General features: G+C 37.6%; 21 protein-coding genes. 19 read left to right on the forward strand and 2 right to left on the reverse strand.

Annotated features, from left to right (window positions below; genetic code table 11):
• Positions 1–259 precede the first annotated feature (259 nt).
• The 5 genes from rplU to yhbY all read left to right on the forward strand — a co-directional run bounded on the left by rplU (position 260) and on the right by yhbY (position 2,973).
• A complete protein-coding gene (gene rplU, locus GXX20_09770) occupies positions 260–571 on the forward strand; it encodes a 50S ribosomal protein L21 (protein HHW31941.1) in 312 nt (103 codons plus the stop codon).
• 110 nt (positions 572–681) lie between these two features.
• Positions 682–1,011 carry a ribosomal-processing cysteine protease Prp gene (locus tag GXX20_09775; GenBank protein HHW31942.1) on the forward strand — a complete coding sequence of 110 codons (330 nt, stop codon included), beginning with the start codon at positions 682–684 and terminating at the stop codon, positions 1,009–1,011.
• Between the two features lie 3 nt (positions 1,012–1,014).
• Complete coding sequence (rpmA, locus tag GXX20_09780) at positions 1,015–1,293, forward strand: 50S ribosomal protein L27 (protein HHW31943.1); 279 nt, start codon at positions 1,015–1,017, stop codon at positions 1,291–1,293.
• Positions 1,294–1,361: 68 nt separating this feature from the next.
• Positions 1,362–2,636, forward strand: coding sequence for a GTPase ObgE (gene obgE / locus GXX20_09785; protein HHW31944.1), 1,275 nt, complete (start codon positions 1,362–1,364; stop codon positions 2,634–2,636).
• Between the two features lie 43 nt (positions 2,637–2,679).
• On the forward strand, positions 2,680–2,973 hold the full coding sequence (gene yhbY, locus GXX20_09790; protein ID HHW31945.1) for a ribosome assembly RNA-binding protein YhbY: 294 nt from the start codon (positions 2,680–2,682) through the stop codon (positions 2,971–2,973).
• 26 nt (positions 2,974–2,999) lie between these two features.
• On the opposite strand, the gene GXX20_09795 is transcribed toward yhbY, so the two are convergent.
• Positions 3,000–3,584 (reverse strand): DUF4364 family protein, encoded by a 585-nt coding sequence (locus GXX20_09795; protein ID HHW31946.1) that lies wholly within the window; start codon positions 3,582–3,584, stop codon positions 3,000–3,002.
• Between the two features lie 315 nt (positions 3,585–3,899).
• On the opposite strand from GXX20_09795, the gene GXX20_09800 reads away from it, so the two are divergent.
• The 14 genes from GXX20_09800 (at position 3,900) to GXX20_09865 (ending at position 23,936) form a co-directional block, all read left to right on the forward strand.
• The gene (locus tag GXX20_09800) at positions 3,900–4,592 is read left to right on the forward strand and encodes an epoxyqueuosine reductase (protein ID HHW31947.1); all 693 of its coding nucleotides are present in this window, start codon (positions 3,900–3,902) and stop codon (positions 4,590–4,592) included.
• 97 nt (positions 4,593–4,689) lie between these two features.
• Positions 4,690–5,970 (forward strand): glucose-1-phosphate adenylyltransferase, encoded by a 1,281-nt coding sequence (locus GXX20_09805; GenBank protein ID HHW31948.1) that lies wholly within the window; start codon positions 4,690–4,692, stop codon positions 5,968–5,970.
• Positions 5,967–7,088: a glucose-1-phosphate adenylyltransferase subunit GlgD gene (glgD, locus tag GXX20_09810; GenBank protein HHW31949.1), complete on the forward strand. Its 1,122-nt coding sequence runs from the start codon at positions 5,967–5,969 to the stop codon at positions 7,086–7,088. The genes GXX20_09805 and glgD overlap by 4 nt, the downstream gene beginning before the upstream one ends.
• Before the next feature lie 97 nt (positions 7,089–7,185).
• Complete coding sequence (locus tag GXX20_09815) at positions 7,186–8,070, forward strand: DMT family transporter (GenBank protein HHW31950.1); 885 nt, start codon at positions 7,186–7,188, stop codon at positions 8,068–8,070.
• Positions 8,067–11,576, forward strand: a complete 3,510-nt coding sequence (gene addB / locus GXX20_09820; protein HHW31951.1) for a helicase-exonuclease AddAB subunit AddB — start codon at positions 8,067–8,069, stop codon at positions 11,574–11,576. The genes GXX20_09815 and addB overlap by 4 nt, the downstream gene beginning before the upstream one ends.
• A 4-nt stretch (positions 11,577–11,580) precedes the next feature.
• Complete coding sequence (gene addA / locus GXX20_09825) at positions 11,581–15,567, forward strand: helicase-exonuclease AddAB subunit AddA (GenBank protein HHW31952.1); 3,987 nt, start codon at positions 11,581–11,583, stop codon at positions 15,565–15,567.
• 261 nt (positions 15,568–15,828) lie between these two features.
• A complete protein-coding gene (gene nuoE / locus GXX20_09830) occupies positions 15,829–16,323 on the forward strand; it encodes an NADH-quinone oxidoreductase subunit NuoE (GenBank protein ID HHW31953.1) in 495 nt (164 codons plus the stop codon).
• A gap of 6 nt (positions 16,324–16,329) precedes the next feature.
• On the forward strand, positions 16,330–16,896 hold the full coding sequence (locus GXX20_09835; protein HHW31954.1) for an ATP-binding protein: 567 nt from the start codon (positions 16,330–16,332) through the stop codon (positions 16,894–16,896).
• Positions 16,880–17,248: a (2Fe-2S) ferredoxin domain-containing protein gene (locus GXX20_09840; GenBank protein ID HHW31955.1), complete on the forward strand. Its 369-nt coding sequence runs from the start codon at positions 16,880–16,882 to the stop codon at positions 17,246–17,248. Before GXX20_09835 ends, GXX20_09840 begins: the two co-directional genes overlap by 17 nt.
• Before the next feature lie 41 nt (positions 17,249–17,289).
• Complete coding sequence (gene nuoF / locus GXX20_09845; protein HHW31956.1) at positions 17,290–19,083, forward strand: NADH-quinone oxidoreductase subunit NuoF; 1,794 nt, start codon at positions 17,290–17,292, stop codon at positions 19,081–19,083.
• Between the two features lie 62 nt (positions 19,084–19,145).
• Complete coding sequence (locus GXX20_09850) at positions 19,146–20,900, forward strand: 2Fe-2S iron-sulfur cluster binding domain-containing protein (protein ID HHW31957.1); 1,755 nt, start codon at positions 19,146–19,148, stop codon at positions 20,898–20,900.
• 226 nt (positions 20,901–21,126) lie between these two features.
• Positions 21,127–22,302 (forward strand): LCP family protein, encoded by a 1,176-nt coding sequence (locus GXX20_09855; GenBank protein ID HHW31958.1) that lies wholly within the window; start codon positions 21,127–21,129, stop codon positions 22,300–22,302.
• A gap of 14 nt (positions 22,303–22,316) precedes the next feature.
• Positions 22,317–23,300: a DMT family transporter gene (locus tag GXX20_09860; protein HHW31959.1), complete on the forward strand. Its 984-nt coding sequence runs from the start codon at positions 22,317–22,319 to the stop codon at positions 23,298–23,300.
• A gap of 117 nt (positions 23,301–23,417) precedes the next feature.
• Positions 23,418–23,936: an amidase domain-containing protein gene (locus tag GXX20_09865; protein HHW31960.1), complete on the forward strand. Its 519-nt coding sequence runs from the start codon at positions 23,418–23,420 to the stop codon at positions 23,934–23,936.
• Positions 23,937–24,048: 112 nt separating this feature from the next.
• Here the strand turns inward: GXX20_09865 and argJ are convergent, their stop codons facing one another.
• Positions 24,049–25,251 (reverse strand): bifunctional glutamate N-acetyltransferase/amino-acid acetyltransferase ArgJ, encoded by a 1,203-nt coding sequence (argJ, locus tag GXX20_09870; GenBank protein HHW31961.1) that lies wholly within the window; start codon positions 25,249–25,251, stop codon positions 24,049–24,051.
• Positions 25,252–25,307: the final 56 nt, after the last annotated feature.

Below are 25,307 nucleotides of genomic sequence, written 5' to 3' on the forward strand. Positions count from 1 at the left end.
CCATTTTGAATATTGGCAAAAGGACTTGGGCTTCCCAGTTCCTTAAGTCAGTGAGGGATGCTTAAAGTAGCAGGTAAACAGGAGATTACTTTTATTTTTAAAACCCATAGTATCTTGACGCTATCAAAAGGAAAAACAAAATTGACAGCTTGTAGCTTCTATGTTAAAATAATACGGTGACGCTCGGAGAAGGTCTGTAAATGCGGGTAATAAGCCTGCTACCTTTAGTCGGCGATTCTGTTAACAGGGAGGTACATCTATGTACGCAATTATTGAGACTGGTGGAAAGCAGTATAAGGTCCATGAAGGCGATGTAGTTTTTGTAGAGAAACTTGCAGTTGAGGAAGGTTCAAATTATACTTTTGATAAGGTTTTAGCTGTATCAAAAGAAGGAGAAGTAAACTTCGGAAAACCATTTGTAAGCAACGCAAGTGTTGACGCCAAGGTTCTTGCACATGGAAAAGGCGAGAAGATTATTGTTTACAAGTATAAGCCCAAAAAGAACTACAGAAGAAAAACAGGACACAGACAGCTTTACACAAAAGTGCAAATAGAGAAAATTAACGCATAATTTACCTTAAATGCCTTCTTTAATTGTGAAGTTTATTTAACTTAATAATCAAGGAAGCAGCTAATAATTATTTAGGGAAGTAAATAATTAATAAGCAATATCTGATAAAAATGATAAAAATATGTTTGAAGCGTGATAAAGAAGGTTTTATAAGAGAGTTTAGCATAAAAGGCCATGCAGGATATGCGGAACACGGAAAGGATATTGTATGTGCCGGGGTTTCAGCAATAGCGTATACTACATTGGCTGCTCTTAAAGAGATTGCAGGCATTTGCAATTATACCGAGAAAAAAGGAAGTATAGAGTGTAGTATACCAAAAGATATAAGCCAGGATGCTAAAATCAAAGGAAAGATTATTCTTGATACTATGGCAATAGGCTTTAAACAGATTGAACGGGAATATAAAGATTATGTTTTGGTTTTTGATAAGGAGGTGTAACCTATGATTAGAATGAATTTACAGCAATTTGCCAGCAAAAAGGGTGTTGGAAGCACAAAAAACGGACGTGACAGTGAAGCCAAACGACTGGGTGTTAAAAGAGGAGACGGACAGTTTGTTCTTGCAGGAAATATAATCGTAAGACAGAGAGGTACTAAGATTCACCCGGGGAAAAACGTAGGTAAAGGTAAAGATGATACTCTATATGCACTGGTTGACGGTAGAGTAAAGTTTGGAAGATTGGGTAAGGATAAAAAACAGGTAAGCATAGTTTCTTTATAAAATGAAAAAATAAATCCCAGTAGCGGCTGGGATTTATTTTTTAGGCAATATATTACCGGAGGAGTTTTATGTTTATCGACAGGGCTAGAATTTTTGTAAAAGGTGGAGACGGAGGAAATGGAATTGTTGCTTTCCGCAGGGAAAAATACATAGCAGCCGGCGGACCTAATGGCGGAGACGGAGGCAAAGGTGGAGATGTGGTTTTCACGGTTGACCCTGGATTAAATACTCTTGTAGACTTCAGATACAAAAAGCATTTTTATGCTGAATCCGGTGAAAATGGCGGGACTTTTAATAAAACCGGAAGAAGTGGAAAAGACCTTGTGGTTCGGGTTCCACCCGGAACTTTGGTTAAAGATGAAAAAACCGGCCAGATTATTGCTGATTTAACAGAAGAGGGGCAAACAGCTATTATCGCCAGGGGTGGAAAAGGGGGCAAAGGAAATCAACATTTTGCCACATCCACAAGACAAGTTCCCAACTTTGCTAAAAGCGGAGATCCGGGAGAAGAACGCTGGGTTATTCTTGAATTGAAATTACTGGCCGATGTAGGCCTTGTTGGATTCCCAAATGCGGGTAAGTCAACGATACTTTCTATGGTTTCAGAGGCAAAGCCTAAGATAGCTGACTATCCTTTCACCACTTTGGAACCTCAATTAGGAGTAGTTATGCTGGACAGAGAGAACAGCTTTGTACTGGCGGATATTCCTGGGCTTATTGAAGGAGCCCATAGCGGAACAGGCCTTGGCCATGAATTTCTCAGACATATAGAAAGAACAAGAATGATTATACATGTAGTAGATATTGCAGCTATTGACGGCAGGGATCCTGTGGAAGATTTTCAGATAATCAATAAGGAACTGGAAAAGTATAATCCGATACTTATGGAAAAATACCAGGTTGTGGCTGCCAATAAAATAGATTTGCCGGATGCAGAGGAGAATCTAAAAAGATTTACTGAATATGTGGAGAGTAATGGATATAAGGTATTTCCTATTTCTGCTGCTACAGGTAAAGGTGTTAAAGAGCTGATGCTCTATGTGGGCCAGGCATTAAAAGAAATACCGAAAAAACCTCTGATCACCGAAAATCAAACAGAGGTAGTTTATACTGTAAAAGAAGAGGAACCATTTACAATAAGAAAAGAAGGAAATGTATTTGTTGTTGAAGGAGAATGGGTAAGAAAGATATTAAGTTCAACAAACCTTGACAGTTATGAATCTCTGCAGTATTTCCACAGGGCTATAAGAAATAAGGGTATTATTAAGGCCTTGGAAGACCAGGGAATAAAAGAGGGAGATACAGTCAAAATATATGATGTAGAATTTGAGTATGTAAGATAGGTGTGATAAAAGGGGCATTAAATGAGAGGGGAAATGCAAAGTTATGCTGACAAGTAAACAAAGAAGTTATCTGAGGGGTTTAGCAAACAGTATTCAGCCTATTTTTCAGATTGGCAAAGGCGGAATAAATGATAATCTTATAAAACAGTTTAATGATGCCCTTGAAGCAAGGGAATTGGTAAAGGCAACAGTACTGAAAAATTCTATGTATAGTGCCAGGGAAGCGTGCAGAGAGATAGCAACCCGGACGGAAGCAGAAGAAGTTCAGGTTGTAGGGAACAAGTTTGTTCTGTATAAACCATCTAAGGAAAACAAGGTTATAGAACTTCCTGATTAGCCAATTGAGGATTACTCGCATGAAGGTTATTCGGACTGAGCGGCGGTGCTTTCATGGTTCTGCTCCTGGCCTTTGTCTCTGTCCCTTGTAAGAAGTTCAATTATTTCAGCATATATTGACTGGGAGTGCTGCTCCCAGTTTTTGCATATCATACGGGCATCATTTTTTGTACCTACTGCCAGTTCCAGATTGAGCAAAGGAAAATTATCCTCGCTGATTTTGCAGGTAACAATATATTCATTTTCGCTTCTGGGATAGTAATCGGCAGTAATCAGGGTTTCATTCTTTATGTTTTTTCTTATTTCAGATACCATATTGTCAATTCTTGACTTAATTCCTACCGGAATAAGTCCCGGGAAATAGCTTAATATTTTTTTACCGTTTGCTGTAATTCTGTATGTACTTTTTTCTTCGATGGTTTCAAGGCTGAGCAGATTATCATCACATAGCTCATTTAGATGTTGTTGGAGAAGGAAATAGTTCATAAACTTATTGGCGAGAACAATTTTAGTAATCTGAAGATTACTTAAGGGCATATTTATTTTATCTATAAGATAAAGCAGGATAAGCTTATTCTGAGCTAATTCCTTACTGCTTCCCAATGAGTTCATGTATTATACATACCTCCATCTACAGCTTTAGTAATTAATAGTATTTTATTTCTTGGTGTTATATCCATTCAATGGTATTATATCATATAAATGTAAATAGCATAATAAATATACTTACTTCTATGAATTATATCATAAGGCAATTTCTACAGTAAGACAATAGATTCTTTGGAAGCACAAGAACCGTCCCCATGCTTCCAAGGAAAAATGAAAAATTTGCCCACTAGTACTTGACACAAACACATGTGTTAGAAATCATGATATAATAATAAATATATCCTATATTAAAAAGAACTTTTTATAAGGAGGATTTGTGTGAGTTTAGTTAAAGATTTGGAATATAATATTAAACAGTGGGGCGCTTCTTTTATTGGATATTCTAATGTCAGTGAGAATCTTCCTGCCAGTTTATCTGAACTTGGGTTTGCTATTACATTAGGTGTCAATTTATCTGATTTTATTATAGATCAAATAGAAGATAGACCTACCTACACATATTTTCACCACTATAGAACCGTTAATACACTGATAGATCAAATTGCACTCCGGACAACGCTGTTTCTCCAGGACAGAGGATACAGGGCTCTTGCCGTTCCTGCATCTCAAACTGTTAACGATGCAGATGATGCTTATTGCGGCATTTTTCCCCACAAGACGGCAGCAGTTAAATCCGGGCTTGGATGGATTGGAAAGAATGATTTGTTTATAAGCAATCATCATGGACCAAGGGTAAGGCTTGGAACAGTTCTTACTGACTTGGAGCTGCCTGTAGAAAATAAAATAATGGAAAGTAAATGCGGAGATTGTAAAAAATGCGTGGAAAACTGCCCGGCTATGGCGTTAACCGGTAATAAATGGGAAATAGGCTGCCCAAGAAGCCATATAGTTGACGCAAAAGCCTGCAGTGAATATATGAATGCAAATTATAAACATATTGGAAGAGGATCAGTTTGTGGTATATGTATAAGAGTATGTCCCTGGGGCAAACTCAAAAGGAGTAGTGGTTAAAGAGCAAACAAATCAGATTTTAACTCAAAATTTCAAAATAAATGCCAAGATGATCTTTTGAGTTAAAACTAAAGTGTATAATGAGGGGAATGATATTATGGCAAAGAAAGAAATAGTCGGTTTAATACTGGCTGGAGGCCAGGGAAGCAGGCTGGGAGTACTTACAAAAAGAATTGCCAAGCCAGCCGTGCTTTATGGCGGGAAGTACAGGATAATTGACTTTACTTTAAGCAACTGTATTAACTCAGGTATTGACACAGTTGGAGTTTTGACACAATATTTGCCCCAGAAACTGAACTCTCATATTGGGATTGGAAAACCCTGGGATATGGACAGAATGAGGGGAGGCGTTACAATACTGTCTCCTTACTTAAAAGCTGAAATAGGAGAATGGTATAAAGGAACAGCCAACGCAGTATTCCAGAATATTGAATATGTGGACAAATACAGTCCTGAATATGTAATAATACTATCCGGTGATCACATATATAAAATGGATTATTCGCGTATGTTGGATTTTCATAAGAAAAATAAGGCAGATGCAACTATCTCGGTAATCGAGGTGCCTTATGAAGATGCCAGCAGGTACGGAATAATGAATACATATGAAAACGGCAAAATATATGAGTTTGAAGAAAAACCTAAAATGCCGAAAAGCACTCTTGCTTCCATGGGAGTATACATCTTTAACTGGAACACATTAAGAGAATATCTGGAAAAGGATAATGAGGACCCTTCCTCAAGTAATGATTTCGGAAAAGATATAATTCCAGCCATGTTAAAGGACGGAAAAAGCATGTGGGCCTATAAATTTACGGGCTACTGGAGGGATGTGGGCACAATACAGGCTTTCTGGGAATCAAACATGGATTTGGTAAAAAGAGTGCCGCAGTTTAACCTTTTTGACCCGGCATGGAGAATATATACTCCAAACCCCGTTAAGCCTGCCCATTTTATAGGACCGGGAGGAAGTGTAAAAACATCAGTAATAGCTGAAGGTTGCAGAATTTACGGAACTGTCAGAAATTCTGTATTATTCCCTGGAGTATATGTGGAGAAGGGAGCTTTTATTGATCATTCTATAATAATGTCTAACAGTTATGTGGGTGAAAACTCAGAAATAAGGTATTCTATAGTCGATGAGAGCACGAAGATAGGAATGGGCGTTAAAATCGGTATTGGGGATATTGTACCAAATGAATTCAGGCCGGACATATATAACTTTGGAATTACGGTTATAGGAGAAAAAGCTGTTATTCCGGATGGAGCTGAGATTGGACGAAATGTAATGGTGGATATTGGAGTGACTCCTAAAGATTTTTGTTCACAGCATGTACCATCAGGGAAGAATGTTTTCAGAGGAGGAATTTGTGAATGAATAACGCAATGGGGATTATTCTGACCGGAGGAAAAAATGTTCGCCTGAAGGAATTAACTGAGAATCGTTCAAGTGCTGCAATTCCGGTATGGGGAAAATACCGTGCCATAGATTTTGCTCTTTCTAACATGGTTAATTCCGGCATTACCAAGATAGGTATTCTCACTCAGTACAGATACAGGTCCTTAATGGATCACCTGGGTTCAGGAAAGGAATGGGATCTTGACAGGAAAAAGGACGGCCTCTTCATTCTTCCTCCTGCATTAACCCAGTATGATAACGGCTGGTACAAGGGAAGTGCTGATGCCATGTATAATAACCTTACTTTTTTGAGGCGGAGCAATTATGAGTATGTTATTATTGCACAGGGCAATTGTGTATATAAAATGAACTTTGATGAATTGTTTGATTTTCATATACGGAAAAAAGCTGATATAACTATTGCCTGCAGGGAAATGAATGATTTTCTTCCTGAAGATCTGGTGCACTTAGGGATAATGAAACTGGACAATGATGAAAGAGTGGAGGATTTCCAGGAAAAGCCCCGCCACCCTTCAGGTAATTTGGGCTCAATGGGCATATATATATTAAAGCGTGAACTGCTTATTTCACTGCTTGAGGAATGTGCCGCCCATGGAGATTATGATTTTGTTAAGGATATTATTATTAAGAAGCTTGGGACATTAAAAATATATGGTTATAAATTCAAAGGTTACTGGAGAAATCTAAGTACTATTCAAATGTACTACAGATGCAATATGGAACTTTTGGACCCGAAAGTCTTTCATGAGATATTTTCCAAGGAAAGCAAGATATATACAAAGGTAAAGGATGAAACACCTGCGAAGTACAATGATGAAGCAGAGGTAACCAATTCTGTGGTGGCAGATGGGTGCATTATCGAAGGCACAGTGGAAAATAGCGTTCTATTCAGGGGAGTTACCGTAAAAAAAGGTTCCGCCATTAGAAACAGTATTGTTATGCAAGGTTCTGTGATAGAAGAAGACGTTAATCTGGAGCATGTAATATTGGATAAAAACGTTGTCATTACAAAGGGAAAGTTCCTGAAGGGTGAGCCCAATTGGCCGGTCATAGTAAATAAAAATGTGGTTTTATGAGGCAGTCGGCTTGTAATGACTTTTGTTTTGCTGTATCATCTTTATTATATACTACATGTACTACGATATTAATCATACTGGAAAGTGTTAGGTAAAAATGTCAAGACAAATTAAAGCTGATTTATGTTTACTGACTATAACATTAGTCTGGGGGGTCTCTTTTGTATTAATCAGAAATGTACTTGCACATATACCCTCCTTTGCTTATTTAGCACTAAGATTTATTATTGCATCGGCAATACTGTTGTTGCTATATCACAGGAAGCTAAAGCTTCTTGACACTAAAGCTTTATTATATGGATTATTTTTAAGCTTTCTTCTGGCAGGAGGAATGGCTTTACAGGTAACAGGATTATATTACACGACAGCTTCAAATTCCGCTTTTATTACAGCATTGTCTGTAGTGTTTGTGCCTGTTATTTCCGCGCTTATGTTTAAACAGAAGCCGGACAGGTATTCAGTAATTGGAGTAATACTTGCTGCAATTGGACTTTACTTTATTACCGGCGGGATAAACTTTAATTTTAATAAAGGGGATTTTCTTACCTTTCTGTCAGCTATATGTTTTTCTTTACAAATAATATATATAGACAAGTTTACTGAAAAATGCGACCCATTGTTGCTTTCCATATTACAAATAAGTTTTTGTGCCCTAATTTATCCTGTTATATGGTTTGCAATTGATTTTCAGACTGTGACATTTAATGTAACAGTTGTTTATACACTGATTATTACTGGAGCACTGTGCACAGCCCTTGCTTATACCGTTCAGACTGTAGCCCAGAAGCATACCACCCCTACCCATACAGCTATGATTTTTTCCATGGAGCCGGTGTTTGGGTTGTTTTTTGCACTTATAATACCTGATTCCATGGGAATGACTGAAAAACTTACTATGAATACTGTTTTGGGAAGTATCCTTATATTTTTGGGCATAATGGCTAGTGAAGCCAAAACCATCTTCAGGGAGGTTAGAGAATGAGTCTCAGGTTAATATACGGCAGGGCAGGCAGTGGGAAAAGCCGTTATTGTCTGGAAGATATTAAATCAAGGTTAAGGCAGCCCGGCTCATCTCCCTTGATCTTAATAGTACCGGAACAATTTTCTTTTCAGTGTGAGAAAAACCTGATTAAGGCAGTGGGGGACAGAGGAACAGAAAGGGCTGAGGTTCTAAGCTTCAGGAGAATTGCATACAGGGTTTTCGGAGAAGTTGGCGGGCTAAGCCGCAAAAACATTACTCCTGCCGGAAAAAGTATATTAATTTACAGCATTCTTGAAGAGGTCAAAAATGATTTAAAAGTATTTGCAAAATCTGTAAAACAGAAAGGATTTATCAATTCTGTTTCCGAAATAATCGGCGAGCTGAAAAGATACGATGTATCTCCTATAGAACTGAAAAATATGGCTGATAAAATATCGGATAATGTTCTGTTAAGAGATAAGCTGAGAGAAATCAGCCTTATTTATGAAATATATGAGACAAGGCTTCATGAAAATTATACGGAGCCAGAGGACCATCTTGGGGAGCTTTGTAACAAGCTTGAGATTTCCCGGCAGTTTGACGGTGGAGAATTCTGGATAGATGAATTTTCAGGATTTACTCCTCAGGAATTTAAAGTTATTGAAAAACTTCTTTTAAAAGCAGAAAGAGTTAATATATGTCTTTGTACTGATTGCCTGTCATCGGAAGATTACACTGGGAGCCTTGATATATTTACTTCTGTAATAAATACAGCAGAAAAACTCATCCGGCTGGCAAAGAAGAATAATATACCAGTTGAAGATCCTGTCTGTCTTAAGGGAGATGGAAATGTTCTACCCAGGTTTAAAGAAAGCAGTGAAATGCAGCACCTGGAAAGTCAATTCTATTCATTTCCATATAAAATATACGATAAATCAACTACGGACATAAGCATTTTTGCGGCATCTAATATCTATACAGAAATTGAGGAAATTGCCAGGGATATTACCAGACTGTGCAGGGAAGAAGGATTCAAGTACAGGGATATTGCTGTTGTAAGCAGAAATCTTCCTGCCTACGAAAAAATGATAAGCGTAATATTTAAAGAGTATAACATTCCCTGCTTTATAGATACCAGGAGAGACATTTGCAGCAATCCTCTTATAAGAATGATATTGCTTGCTTTTGAGATTTTTACAAACGACTGGTCCTATGATTCTGTATTCAGGTATCTTAAAACAGGCCTTGCCGGTATAGACCGTGAAAGTATAGATATTATTGAAAACTATGTGCTGGCATGTGGAATTAAGGGGAAGGCATGGTATGGAAACCAGCCCTGGGATTATATGCCGGAAAATTTATTTAGTGATGATAATGAAAAAACAGAAAATGATAATAAAAATGATAATATAGATTTTAATGAGAATATGGATTTAGAAACTAGTTCTCTAATAAGAATAAATTTAATCAGGGAGAGAATAGTAGGTCCACTGCTAAAACTCTATAATGCAATAAAGGGAAAGAAAAAAGTAAGGGAAATATGCACAGCTTTGTATGAATTTTTATGTGATTTGAACATTCCTGATTGTGTAGTTGAATTCATCAGTAGTTTCAATGCTTCAGGCTATTTGGAAAAGGCTGCTGAGTACAGACAGGTTTGGAATGCACTGATTGAGGTTATTGACCAGTTAGTGGAAGTGGCTGGTGAAGAAATCTCAGGAATTGAAAGAGTCTCTGCCATGTTGGAGGCAGGTTTGAAAGCTCAGGATATAGCTCTTATACCTCCATCTCTGGACCAGGTTCTGGTAGGAAGTGTGGAAAGGTCAAAAAACCATGAGATTAAAGCTTTATATATATTCGGAGTTAATGACGGAGTATTTCCTGCAGCCATAAACCATGAGGGAATACTGTCCGATAGTGACAGGAATCTGTTGAGCTTAAATGGTATGGAACTGGCGCAGGATTCCAGAGCCCGGTCACTGCAGGAACAATATTTGGTATATATTTCCCTTGCAAGTACAATAAAATATCTTAGATTAAGTTATCCTGTGGCAGACTTACAGGGAAAGGCCTTGAGACCCTCATCTGTTATAACAAGAATAAGGAAGGTTTTTCCTAAGGTAAAAGAATACAGCGATATAAGGATAGGAGACAGTGACCAGGATATAATGGCCAGGATTACTCTTCCTGTGCCCACATTCAATTGCTTGATTTCCGCCTTAAGGATGGAACATGAAGGTAAACATATAAATCCTATCTGGAAAGAAGTGTATAGGTGGTATAAGGAAAATCCAATATGGAAAGATAAATGCCATATAATTGAGCAGGGATTTGGTTATACAAATCTGGTAAATCCCATAAGCCGTAAAGCTGTTGACCGTTTATACGGAAAACCTGTAAATACAAGCATTTCAAGAATGGAAAGCTATTTTGCCTGTCCCTTTGCGTATTTTATCCGCTATGGCTTGAGAGCCCGGGAAAGGAAAGTATTTGATTTTTCTGCTCCTGATATGGGCACTCTGGTACATATGGCAATTGACAGATTTTCAACCCGGCTGGAGAAAAAGGGAATGAGCTGGAGAGACCTTGATGAGAATAAGTGCCGGATTGAAGTATCTTCAATAGTCGATGAACTAATAGATCAGATGCCTATAAAAGTGCTGACCAGATCGAAAAGATACGTTTATTTTCTGGACGGATTAAAACGGATTATTACCAGGGCTGTTTTAGTTGTTGCAAAGCATATTAGCCAGGGAGATTTTGAACCTTTGGGATATGAAATAGTTTTTGGAGTGGATGGAAATTTTCCTCCCATTACTTTGAAATTGTCAACAGGGGAAAAGGTTTACCTCAGTGGCAAAATTGACAGGGCAGATATAATGACAGAGGAGAAAAAAATTTATATAAGAATAATTGACTATAAATCCGGAACCAAAACCTTTGATTTATCCGATATATATCATGGCTTGCAGCTACAGCTTATAACATATATGGATGCATTAATCAGCCAGGAAGAATATAGATGGTTTAAAACTAAAGAGAAGATTCCTGCAGGTATTTTATATTTCAAGGTGGATGACCCTCTTGTGAAGGCAAATAGAGCCAGTGATCCTGCTGAAATTGAAAAAAGCATTATAAAGCAGTTTAAAATGAAAGGATTGCTGCTGGAAGATGTAAACCTGATAAGATTAATGGACAAAAGCATTAATGGAGATTCAGATATTATTCCGGCAAGAATTAACAAGGGAGGTACTCTTGGAAAATCATCCACTGCAACAGAGAAACAGTTTGACCTTCTCAGGGAGCATGCCAGAAAAATACTGGTAGAAATGGCTGAAGAATTGGTTAAGGGAAATATATCCATAAGTCCCTATAAAAAAAGAGATATCACTTCCTGCAAATATTGCGGTTATCTGCCTATTTGTCAGTTTGATCCGAGTTTCAGAGATAATAAATACCGAATATTCCACAACATGAGCAAAGAAGAAGTATGGGAATTGTTGGGAGGTAATGAGGAAGATGTCTAAAGAAATGTCTGATTCAAAATGGACTCCGCAACAACTGGAGGCAATAACCAGGAAAAATTGCAATCTCCTTGTGGCAGCAGCAGCTGGAGCAGGGAAGACGGCTGTTTTGGTGGAAAGGATAATCAGAAAGATAACTAATGCGGAGAATCCTGTTGACATAGACAGACTCCTGGTTGTCACTTTTACAAATGCAGCAGCTACAGAAATGAAGGAAAGAATCGGAGAAGCTCTTGCAAAACTTTTGGAGAGTTGTACTGATGCTCCGAAAATCCACAGACAACTGATGTACCTCAATAAATCCAGCATAACAACCATACATTCTTTTTGTCTGGAAGTAATTAAAAACAATTTCCATTGTATTGACCTGGATCCGGATTTCAGGGTGGCGGATGAAACAGAAGCTACCCTGTTAAAGTTGGAAACTCTGGAAGAACTCTTTGAAGAAAAATATGAAACAGAGAACTCTGACAGTCTTTTCTATAAATTATTGGACTGCTACGGAAATAGAAAGGATGACAGGGGATTAAAAAACATAGTCATTAACCTGTACGATTTTATACAGAGCCATCCCTGGCCTTTGATATGGCTGGAGAAAAACACAGAAGCTTTTAATATTTCCAATGATATGGATTTTTCAAACACTATATGGGGTAAAGCCATTATAAATGGTATTTATATTGATATAGCAGGATTGGCAGAGATGACAAATAAGGCACTGAAGATTCTTGAGACTGCAGAGGGGCTTGAGGCTTATTATTCATGTTTCAGTGAAGATGCAGACAACCTTGAAAAGCTAAAAGATATGTGCCTTTGCTCTTCCTGGGACAAGTTATATGAAGAATTCCGGAACTTTAAATTCGGAAAACTATCACGATGCGGCAAGAATGCAGATAAATCAGCGCAGGAAGAGGTTAAGGCTATAAGAGATAAAATAAAGAAAGGTGTAAAAAAAATAACCGAACAATATTTTTCTTTTACTTCCTCAGAAATTGCCCGGGATTTACAGGAGTTATATCCTCTTTTAAAGTGCCTTTCTAACCTGGTTACAGAATTTATGAATAAATACAACCGTAAAAAGAGAAGTAGGTCACTGCTGGATTTTAATGATCTGGAACATTTCTGCCTGGAAATCCTTGTAAAACTGGATGGGAGAGGGAATATAAAGCCTACTGACATTGCTCTGGCATTAAGAGAAAAATATGATGAAATATTGATAGATGAGTACCAGGACAGCAATCTTGTCCAGGAGGTAATTCTTAAGGCTATTTCAAAGGAAGATGAAGGAAATCCCAATATTTTTATGGTGGGAGATGTTAAACAAAGTATTTACCGGTTCAGACAGGCAAGGCCGGAACTATTTATGGAAAAGTATTTAAGTTATTCCTGCGAAGAAGAAGCACAGCATTCAAAAAATGTCAGAATACTGCTTTATAAGAATTTTAGAAGCAGGGAAGCAATTGTTAACGGAGTAAACTATATTTTTAGACAAATTATGTCCCGGCACATAGGAGAACTGGATTATACACAGGAGGAAGCATTAAACTATGGAGCATTGTACCCTCCAGCAGAAAATGAAGATTGTATTGACCGTAAGATAGAATTGCATATTATGGATACTGAAGGAACGGAATTCTTTAATTCCCATGAATCTGACTCAGATTCCCACGAATCAGATGAGCAGGAAACAATAAATGGATACGAGCAGGAGTCCTTTGATGACTTTTCTGAGGGAACGATGGAAGATGAGACTTACCAGCAGGAAGAAAGACTGGATAATATCCAATTGGAAGCCAGAATGGTAGGAAAAAGAATAAAGGATCTGGTAAATGGAAATCTGATGGTTTTTGATAATAGTATAAAACAATATAGGAAAGTCCAGTACAGGGATATAGTTATACTTTTACGTACTACAAAAAACTGGTCTGAAGTTTTTGTTGAAGAGCTGGAGAATATGGGAATACCAGTCTTTGCAGATACCGGAACTGGCTATTTCAAGACTGTGGAAGTACAGACGGTAATGTCGCTTTTGCAGATAATTGACAATCCAATGCAGGATATACCATTCCTTACTGTCCTGCGTTCTCCCATAGGAATGTTTTCGCCGGAAGAACTGGCGGAAATAAGGATGGTTGATGTTAAATCAACTTTTTATGAAGTTATGAAAAAATATTGTGGACCAGAAGAAATCTCTTGTGTTCAGGATACAGGAAAGCCGGACGAAAGAGGACAATTAGCCGATGAATTATTGAAGGAAAAGGTCAGAAACTTTCTAGAGAAGCTAAATTCCTGGAGAGATATATCCCTTCACCTTTCAACTGACGAATTAATCTGGTTTTTGTATACCGAAACAGGTTATTACAGCTTTGTTGGAACATTGCCGGGGGGAGAAGTGAGACAGGCTAACCTGAGGATACTTTTTGAAAGAGCAAGGCAGTTCGAGGAAACCAGCTATAAAGGGCTATTTAATTTTGTTAATTTTATTGACAGGTTAAAAAGCAGGGGTGGAGACTTCGGAAGCGCCATGCTTCTGGGAGAGAATGACAATCTGGTTAGAATAATGAGCATACATAAAAGTAAAGGCCTGGAATTTCCTGTGGTTTTTGTTTCCGGCTGCGGTAAAAAGTTTAATATGCAGGACATGAAGGATGCCATACTTATTCACCAGGATTTGGGCTTTGGGCCGGATTATATAGATGCAGAAAAGCGAATTTATTATGCCACAGTTCCCAAACAGGCAATAAAAAGCAAAATAAAGCTGGAAACCCTTTCCGAGGAGATGAGGATACTTTATGTGGCCTTAACCAGAGCAAAGGAAAAACTTATTATTACCGGATATGTTAAGAATATTGAAAAGACAGCTGCAGCCTGGGCTTGGGCTTTAGAAAGCAGCCACGATAAACTTCCGGTTTATATGATATCAAGAGCAAACTGTTTTCTCGACTGGATCGGTCCCGCAGTCATAAGGCACCCTGATTCTATTGCCTTAAGGCAAGTTGCAGGATGTATAGGGAATATGCCGGAAAGTATGACAGAAAACATGACAAAAAATTTATCAAGTCCAATAACTTTAAATCCAGAAGGTGATATGGCTTGCTCTAAAGGTGAAAGAATTATGCATGATGCTTCCGGCTGGGAGATAAGATTATGGAACAGAGACAGTGTTTTGGAGAGGGCCTGGGATAGTGAGACGGCGGAAAGCTTGGCGGATACGAATAATGCAAACTCTGAAGAAAATATTAACTATGAGGAAATAAAAAAGAAACTTTCCTGGGAGTATCCCTATAAAATATTGTCCGGTATACCTGCAAAAGTTTCGGTCACTGAACTCAAGAGAATGTTAAACGAAAATAAAACTGAAACCTATGAAGGGATAGAATTGATAAAGCCTTCAATAATAAGAAAGCCGGTATTTCTTCAGGAAACCAGAGGTTTAAGTGCAGCCGAGAAAGGTACCATACTGCATTTTGTTATGCAGCACCTGGATATAAGTAAAGTTGACTCGAAAGAGGATATTAAAGAACAAATAAACAATATGGTATCTAAAGAATTTATTACACAGCAGCAAGCTGATACAGTGGATGTGGATAAAATATTAAGATTTTTTAAATCCCCTTTGGGGAAAAGAGTGAGGTCAGCTGAAGTAATAAAAAGGGAGGTTCCTTTTAATATTGAAATCAGTGCTGCTAGCATTGTATCTGCCCTAAAAGATTCTTACAGTCTTTCTGAAATATCCGATAATGAACGTAAAATCCTAAAATCTGAGACCATTCTTCTTCAGGGGATTATTGACTGCTTTTTCGAGGAGGAGGAAGAAATAGTTCTTTTGGATTACAAGACTGATTATGTTGATGATGGTAATATGGAAGAAATTAAGAAGAAATATAAAGAGCAAATTCAATTTTATCAGGAAGCCCTGGAAAGAATAACAGGAAAGAAGGTAAAGGAAAAATATCTGTATATTTTTAGTAAAAATGCCGCTATAGAATATTGAAATAATCATGCATATTGTATACAATAAACTTATCTTATATGCAAAAGCTTTAATTTAATGCTGTTGCGGTTTAAGGCAGTTTTTTTTTGTTCAAATATATTTGTGTAGCATATTGAATAGTTTATATTTATTTGTTATAATATTATCAAACATTGTTAAATACTTATCATTTAGTAATATTGCAAATAAATGGAAAATTTTGGAGAAAAATAAAATAGAAATAAAAGAAGCATAGAATTAAAACATGGGAGGTCTTAGTAAATGGGTCAAACTAAATGCTGCTGCAGTTGCGTTGACGAGAGACAGCAAAAACTGCAAGAAATTATCAACAAATACAAAAACACGAAGGGTGCTTTAATTCCCGTATTGCACGAGGCACAAGAGCTTTACGGTTATCTGCCCTTAAGTGTGCAGAAGCAAATAGCCGAAGGGCTAAACGTATCTCTCGCAGAAATCTATGGTGTAGTAACATTTTACACAAGATTCTCACTCAAGAAAAAAGGAAAGTATCTTATTCAGGTATGTCTGGGAACTGCATGCTATGTAAAGGGAGCAAGCCTTGTTCTGGATAAGCTTCAGGAAAAGCTGGGTATTCATGTTGGTGATACAACGGAAGACGGTTTGTTTACTCTTGAAGCCTGCAGATGTATAGGAGCATGCGGACTTGCACCGGTTATAATGATTAATGAAGATGTATATGGAAGACTTACTCCTGATGATATAGAAGGCATTATTGAAAAGTATAAGAATGCATGATTTCCTATGAGAGACTTATCACTTCATTTGCTTGATATAATACAAAATTCAATTACAGCAGGAGCAGGGAGAATATCTGTTACTATAGGAGCCTACATCAGTCGGGACATTTTGGATTTGATTATTACAGATAACGGATGTGGAATGAGTGAAGGTTTTTTAGCTCAAGTAACTGACCCCTTTGCAACTACCAGGACGACTAGAAGGATCGGAATGGGACTACCTTTATTAAAGTCAAGTGCTCAAAGAGCATCAGGAAACCTCCAGGTCAAGTCGGAAGAAGGCAAAGGAACAAGCGTCAAAGCTTCCTTCTCTATATCCCACATAGATAGGCCACCATTAGGAAATCTGACCGAAACAATGATACCACTGATTTCTTCATATCCTGAGATTGATTATGAATTAATATTAAAAAATGATAATGATGAGTATAGGTTGGATACATCGGAAATCAAAGAACAGCTTGGAGAAGTACCAATTACAAATTTTGATGTTATTACCTGGATAAAAGAAAGTATTAATGAAGCTGTTAAGATAATTTTTGGAGGTGTATTGAATGAAATCAATAGCTGAGCTGGAAGCAATTAGAAACAAGACATTGAAAGAGATCGGCATGAGAAAAGAGCATGATGGTATGCGTATTGTTGTCGGTATGGCAACATGTGGTATTGCAGCAGGAGCGAGGCCGGTAATGAATGCGTTTTTGGAAGAATTAAAAAAGAGGAATATAAATAATGTGGCTGTAACAATGACAGGTTGCATCGGAGCATGCAGGCTTGAACCTATCGTTGATGTAATAGAGGCCGATGGTAGGAAAACAACATATGTGAAAATGAATCCTGAAAAGGCCGCACGAGTTGTAGCCGAACATATTGTAAATGGCAGAGTTTGTACTGATTTCACGATAGGTGCAGAAGACAAATAGTAGATATAGCTTAGAAATGAAAAAGAAATGGAGGGTCAAATATGCAAATATATAGAGCTCACGTCTTAGTGTGCGGCGGTACAGGCTGTACTTCATCACACTCTGAAAAGATTATAGAAGAATTTGAAGCCCAATTAAAAAATAATAATCTGGAGAATGAAGTTAAGGTAATAAAAACAGGTTGTTTCGGTTTATGCGCAAAGGGTCCTATTGTAGTTGTTTATCCTGAAGGGGCTATGTACGGAATGATAAAGCCCACTGACGTGAAAGAAATAGTTGAAGAACATTTGTTAAAAGGGAGAATTGTTAAAAAATTACTTGCTGATGCTGAAGATCATGATTCTCATAAACAAATATCAGAAACAGATTTCTTTAAGAGGCAGTTCAGAATTGCTCTTAGAAACTGTGGTGTTATAAATCCTGAAAACATTGATGAATATATTGCATACGACGGATATAAGGCATTGGCTAAAGTATTGACTGAACTAACTCCTCAGGAAGTAATTGATATTGTTAAGAAATCCGGCTTAAGAGGAAGAGGGGGCGGAGGATTCCCAACAGGTCTTAAGTGGGAATTTGCTGCAAAATCACCGGGAGATGAAAAATATGTATGCTGTAATGCCGACGAAGGTGATCCTGGTGCATTTATGGACAGAAGTATTCTCGAAGGCGATCCTCACTCAGTAATAGAGGCGATGATTATAGCCGGATATGCTATTGGCGCAAATCAGGGTTATATCTATATTAGAGCAGAATATCCAATAGCTGTTAAGAGACTTGAAATTGCTATAAATCAGGCAAAGGAATATGGTTTGTTGGGAGAAAATATTTTTGGTACTGGTTTCAACTTTAATCTTGAATTAAGATTAGGCGCAGGTGCTTTTGTATGCGGTGAAGAAACAGCTTTGATGACTTCAATCGAAGGCCATAGAGGTGAACCTAGACCAAGGCCGCCATTCCCTGCAGTTAAAGGTTTATTCCAGAAACCAACTTTATTGAACAATGTTGAGACCTATGCAAATATCCCTGTTATTATTAACAAGGGTGTTGAATGGTTTACAAGCATAGGTACTGAGAAGAGCAAGGGTACCAAAGTATTTGCTGTAGGTGGTAAGATAAACAATACCGGATTGGTTGAAATTCCAATGGGTACCACATTAAGAGAAGTTATTTATGATATAGGTGGAGGAATTCCTAATGGCAAGAAATTTAAGGCTGCCCAGACAGGAGGACCTTCAGGCGGATGTATTCCCGCAGAGCATATTGATACACCAATTGAATACGACACATTGGTTCAGCTAGGTTCCATGATGGGATCAGGCGGACTGATTGTTATGGATGAAGACAACTGTATGGTTGATGTTGCTAAGTTTTTCCTTGAATTTACTGTTGACGAATCCTGTGGAAAATGTCCTCCATGCCGTATCGGAACAAAAAGAATGCTGGAGATTCTCCAAAGAATAACTGAAGGTAAAGGAGAACCTGGTGACATAGAAAAATTAGAAATACTTGCAAAGAATATTAAAGCTTCTGCCCTGTGCGGACTTGGACAAACTGCACCTAATCCTGTTTTGAGTACTCTCAGATATTTCAGGGATGAGTATGAAGCACATGTAAATGATAAAAAGTGTCCCGCAGGCGTATGTAAATCAATGATGAAATATGTCATACATGAAGAACAGTGTAAGAGCTGCGGCATATGCGCAAAGAATTGTCCTGTTGGTGCTATTTCAGGCGAAAGGAAAAAGCCATATGTTATTGATCAGGATAAATGTATCAAGTGCGGTGTATGTATGAGCAAGTGTCCGTTTAAGGCTATATTCAAGAACGTGTAGTATCTGAACAAGATAACAGGCTACAGTCAAGGTAAATGTTATGTGAGAGGAGATGTAAACGTATGGAAATGGTAAATATTACGATAGATACTAGAAAAATTCAGGTCCCTAAAAACTATACCATTTTAGAGGCAGCAAGGTATGCCAATATTGCAATACCGACACTTTGCTTCCTGAAGGATATAAATGAGATTGGTGCCTGCAGAATGTGTGTAGTTGAAATCAAGGGTGCAAGAAGCCTTCAGGCGGCTTGTGTTTACCCTGTATCAGAAGGCCTTGAGATATATACTCAGACTCCGGCTGTCAGAGAAGCAAGAAAGGTAACTCTTGAACTTATACTGTCAAATCATGACAGACAGTGCTTAACTTGTGTGAGAAGCCGTAATTGTGAACTGCAAAAATTAGCTGAAGAATTAAATATTAAGGATATAAGGTTTAATGGAAATATGGAGAGAAAGCCCTTAGATGATTTCTCACCATCCATTGTAAGGGATCCTAATAAATGCGTACTGTGCAGGCGTTGTGTAAGCATGTGTAAGAACATTCAGCAGGTTTCAGTTATCGACACCATGGAGAGAGGATTCAATACAGTTGTATCACCTGCCTTTGATAAATCTCTCAATGAAGTTCCCTGCACAATGTGCGGACAGTGTATAACTGTTTGTCCTGTTGGTGCATTAAGAGAAAAAGATGATACAGATAAGGTATGGGACGCTCTTGCAAATAAAGACCTGCATGTAGTTGTTCAGACAGCTCCTGCTGTAAGGGTAGCTCTTGGTGAAGAATTCGGAATGCCTATTGGTACAAGAGTAACCAGCAAAATGATTGCTGCATTAAGAAGGCTTGGCTTCCGTAAAGTATTTGATACAGATACTGCTGCCGACCTTACTATAATGGAAGAAGGAACTGAACTTATAAACAGAATTAAAAACGGTGGAAAACTCCCATTGATTACATCCTGCAGCCCTGGATGGATTAAGTTCTGCGAGCATAATTATCCGGAATTCTTAGATAATCTTTCAACTTGTAAGTCACCACATGAAATGTTTGGTGCGATACTAAAATCCTACTATGCTGAGAAAATGGGAATAGACCCTGCAAAAGTATTTGTAGTTTCTATTATGCCATGTACAGCCAAGAAATTTGAAAGCCAGAGACCAGAACTTTCTTCTACAGGTTACAAGGATGTTGATGTAGTTTTAACTACAAGAGAACTTGCCAGAATGATCAGAGAAGCAGGTATTGATTTTAAAGATCTTCCTGAAAGATATTTTGATGATCCTATGGGAGAAGCCTCAGGTGCCGGCGTTATATTCGGAGCTACCGGTGGTGTTATGGAAGCCGCGCTGAGGACAGTAGCCGAGATTTTAACCGGACAGACTTTGAAGGGCGACGAACTGGAATACAATGAAGTAAGAGGAGTTAAAGGAATTAAGGAAGCAACAATTAAGATTGGAGATTTGGAACTCAAAGCAGCTGTTGCCCATGGACTTGGTAATGCCAGAAGATTACTTGACAGAATAAAAGCAGGAGAAGCAAACTATCATTTTGTTGAAATAATGGCATGCCCCGGTGGATGTGTAACAGGTGGCGGACAACCTATTCAGCCTTCAGAAGTTAGAAGCTGGATTGATTTGAGAACAGAAAGGGCAAAGGCTATCTACGAAGAAGACAGAAGCCTGCCTATAAGAAAGTCTCATGAAAATCCAACTGTTCAAAAACTCTATAAAGAATACTTTGGAGAACCCGGAAGCCATAAAGCTCATGAACTTCTCCATACACATTATGTAAAGAGAGAGAACTATCCTGAAGACTAATATAAAAAGTGTGACGTAATATTTTGTAACGTAAATGCCAATTACAGAAATATCTGCTAGAATTTATATGATTTGAGGCTCGTATAATATGCGGACAACTAAAAAGGTTGTCCGCTATTTTACTAAAGGAAACTTTTGCATAGAAAGAACGTCTATTATATAATAATTTATGTTAATATGCGAATTAATGCTAACAAGCTATATAAATAAAGTGTGAGGAGTTTATATGAAGCTGGCAGGAAAAAGAAGCAACAGTATATATAAGGGAAACAATAATACATATAAGAAAAATAATAACATATTTAAAAGAAACAATAACAGATTTTTTATGATAATTGCAATTGCCGGAATCCTTTTAATTCTTTTTACCTGGAAGGTATTAATCCCCGGATACCAGGCTGTTGTGGCGGGAAAGAACAACGGTTATGGCCAGGTAACTGAAGACAATGGCAATAAGAGCGGTGTTACTGAAGATGAAGAAATATCCAAACAGCTTCCGATTGATGAAAATATTGAAGAAAAGGTTAAGGAGATAAGTGACGACCTTACGCTTGGTGTAACAGTTGAAAAGCCTTATCCTGAGAAACTTGTGGAAGATGACGGCATTAATATATTAATTATGGGTGAAGACAAGGAAAATTACCTTTATGATACTTTGGGAATCATAAGTATAAGCCGGGAAGCTAAAAAGGTTAAATTAATTATGATTCCGAGAGATTTGTATATTAAATATAATCCTAAAATTATCGAATTGCTAAGAGAGGCTAATCTGGCAGATGTACCGGGAGTTCTCAAAATTAACTATGCCCACCATATTGGTGTAATGCTAAAATATGAAGGGGATTTTAAAACATACTCAGCGAGTTTCCTGGCACAGATTATAAAAGAGAAATTCGGCATAAAGATTAATGATTACGTAAAGACAAACCTGCAGGGTTTCAGGGATATTGTAGATGTATACGGGGGAGTGGAGATTAATGTTCCCTATGATATGAATTATGACGACCCTCTTCAGGATCTGTCCATTCACCTGAAAAAAGGCCCACAAAGATTAAATGGAGAGCAAGCCGAAGGTTTTGTAAGGTTCAGGCAGGGTTATACAGAAGAAGGAGAATATTTCGAAATAGGGGATGTAGGCAGAAAAGAGAATCAGATTGCATTTATAAAAGCTTTTGCCAGCCAGGCAGGAACTTTGTCAAATATTGATAAAATTCCGGAGGTAATTAAAATTTTAGGGAAGAATGTCCAGCATAGTATTGGTGTGGGGGATGTGCTTACTAAATATATGAGCCTTGCCAAGGACATTATCATCAACAAATATGATATTGAAGGATTAACTTTGGAAGGGAAAATGCAAAATATCAATGGGGTATTTTACATTGTAATAGACGACGGAGAATAGTGAGGATACAGAAAGTGAAAATTGATAGCATTAAAGATAGCAATAGCAGCAATAATGTCAATAGCATTAATAATAGAAACATCCTAATAAGCAATAATCCAAATATAAACAATAGATCAAATATAAGTAATAACCCTTATTTCCTTATGGCACTTCTCCTGGTGCTTTGGGGCTCCTTTGCAGCGGTAAGCAAACTTGTACTTAAAAATATTGACAGTTTTCAAAGTCAATTCTATATGTTTGCCATTGCATTAATTTCTATGACATTAGTTTTAATGTTTAATGGCAGGATAAAGGTACTGGTGTCTTTGACAATAAAAGATTATTGCTTTCTATTTCTAAGCTCGGTTTTTTCATTTGGATATTATTTTTTCTATATGATGGCTTTAAAGATTATACCTGCTGTTGAAGCCTCGATGCTAAATTATTTATTTCCAGTAATGATATTGATTTTTTCTGTTCCAATAAACGGAGAAAAACTTGATAAGAAAAAAGTGGTTTCAATATTATTAGGTTTTCTGGGAATGATAATAATTTTGACCAATGGAAATTTCCAAAATGTAAAAATGACCAATATAAAAGGTGATTTACTGGCTATTTCAGGAGCAATTTGCTGGGGCATTTTTTCTAATCTGGGTAAGAAGAACAGAATAGACAATTTTATAAGTAATTATATTTTTGTAGTTATGAGTTTTGTTTTTTCATGGATATGCATGAGAGCGTTTTCAAGTTTTGTCGTTCCGGATTTCAAATCATTTGGGGGATTAATTTGGCTAAGCCTCAGCAACATTGTTTTTTCATACTATATCTGGTTTAAAGCTTTGAAGAATGCCTCATCATCTCTTATAGCCAGCTTATCCTTCATTACTCCATTTATAACTCTGGTATTTATTAAGTTCTTGTTAGGGGAAGATATAACCTTAATTCAGTTCACTGGCCTTATTATTATACTTCTTGGAACAGCGGTACAATCGATAAAACTAAGAACAAAATATTAGAATAATTTTTGTGTAAAGTTGAGAGACTTCTTGATGCTTGGTTAACGGGCAAAGGAACCCTGGATTTTCTGGAAACATATTATAATACCAGTAAAAATCTACTGGGGTATGTAAATGATGTATTTTTTCAGAACGCTCAGAGAGATGCCATATAACAGGGCCAAAGCGGTCGATTATGCCCACAGATGGGCTTATGGTAGAAATCCATCCTATTATGACTTTGAGCATATTGGAGGAGATTGTACCAACTTTGCTTCACAATGTATATATGCCGGGAGCGGAGTAATGAATTTTACGCCTGTATATGGTTGGTATTATATTGATTCATATAACAGGACACCCTCCTGGACAGGTGTGAATTACTTATATAATTTTCTGGTGGGAAACAAGGGGGTAGGACCTTACGCTGAAGAGGTAGATGTAGAAGACATAAAACCTGGAGATATTATCCAATTATCCTTTGGAGGAGGAATTTTCCACCATTCACCGGTTGTGGTCAGTACAGGATATCCTGTTAAATTAAATAATATCCTGGTTGCCGCTCATACTGATGATGTAGATAACTATCCTTTAGTCAACTATCAGTGGGAAGCTATAAGGTTTCTGAGTATTAAAGGGGTAAGGGTATATAATTAAAGTATGTCATAAGCTGCTAATCCAAGGACTAATATTCCAGAGGATAAAACAAGAGCATACTATAATGCCAATGTATGCTCTTGAATATTAATATATGATCTTGGTAAGTGGTTTAGCTTCTATAACTGGCGTTTATTTTTACATAATCATAGGAAAAGTCGCAAGTCCACATTCTGTCCGCAAATTTACCATTATTGAGCTTTATTAATATTTTAACTTCCTCATTTTTAAGGATTTCCTTGGCTCTTCCTTCATCAAAATTCACAGCTGCGCCGTTTTTGCAAACCATAAGATCCCCTATGAAGATATCTACACGTTCGGGATCGAAATCTGCGCCGGAATAACCTATTGCAGTCATAATTCTTCCCCAGTTGGCATCTTCTCCGAAAATGGCTGTCTTTACAAGAGGTGATTTGGCAACTGCACTTACCGCAGCATATGCATCAGCTTCAGTGGCAGCTCCTTCAACAGATATTTCCACCAGCTTGGTGGCTCCTTCTCCATCTCTTGCAATCATGCGTGACAGAGCTGTACAGGCTGTATTTAGAGCTTCCTTGAAAATTTCATAATCTTTTCCTTCCGTTACGATACCCGGATTGTCTGCCAAACCGTTAGCTAATACAAGGACCATATCACAAACACTGGTATCGCCGTCTACAGATATTCTGTTGAAAGTGCGTGCAACTACTTCCTTTAGGGCTTTATCCAGCAGTTTTCTGGATATATTAATATCAGTTGTAAGAATTCCTATCATGGTAGCCATATTTGGATGTATCATTCCAGAACCCTTTGCCATTCCGCCAAGAGTAACTTTCACACCCTGTATTTCAAATTCTAAAGCTATTTCCTTTGGCATAAGGTCTGTAGTCATAATGGCTTCTTCTGCGTCATGGCCTCCGTCTGGAGTCATGGATGCAACAGCTTCTTCAAGCCCTTTTAATATGGCTTCCTTGTCTAAAGGCTTACCGATAACACCTGTGGAACCAATCAGAATGTTTTCCGGATTACATTCCAGTAGTTCCGCAGCATAAGCTGTAATTTCCTTTGCGTCATTGTATCCTTGTTCTCCTACACAGGCGTTTGCATTACCACTATTTATGATTATAGCATTGACAAAACCATTTTTTATATGTTCCATTGTTACTTGTAGGGAATGTCCTTTGACTTTGTTGGTTGTGAATACACCAGCTGCTGCTGCACTATCTTCTGAACAGATTAAAGCCAGATCTTTTTTGCCATCTTTCTTTATACCGCAAGCTACTCCTGTAGCGAAGTACCCTTCAGGAGCAGTAACTCCACCATCAATTATACGCATTATTATCACCTCTGTATTTAATTCAAGGGGATACCCCATAGCTAAGAAAAACTTTA

It is taken from the genome of Clostridiaceae bacterium, assembly GCA_012840395.1.
Taxonomy (GTDB): domain Bacteria; phylum Bacillota; class Clostridia; order Acetivibrionales; family DULL01; genus DULL01.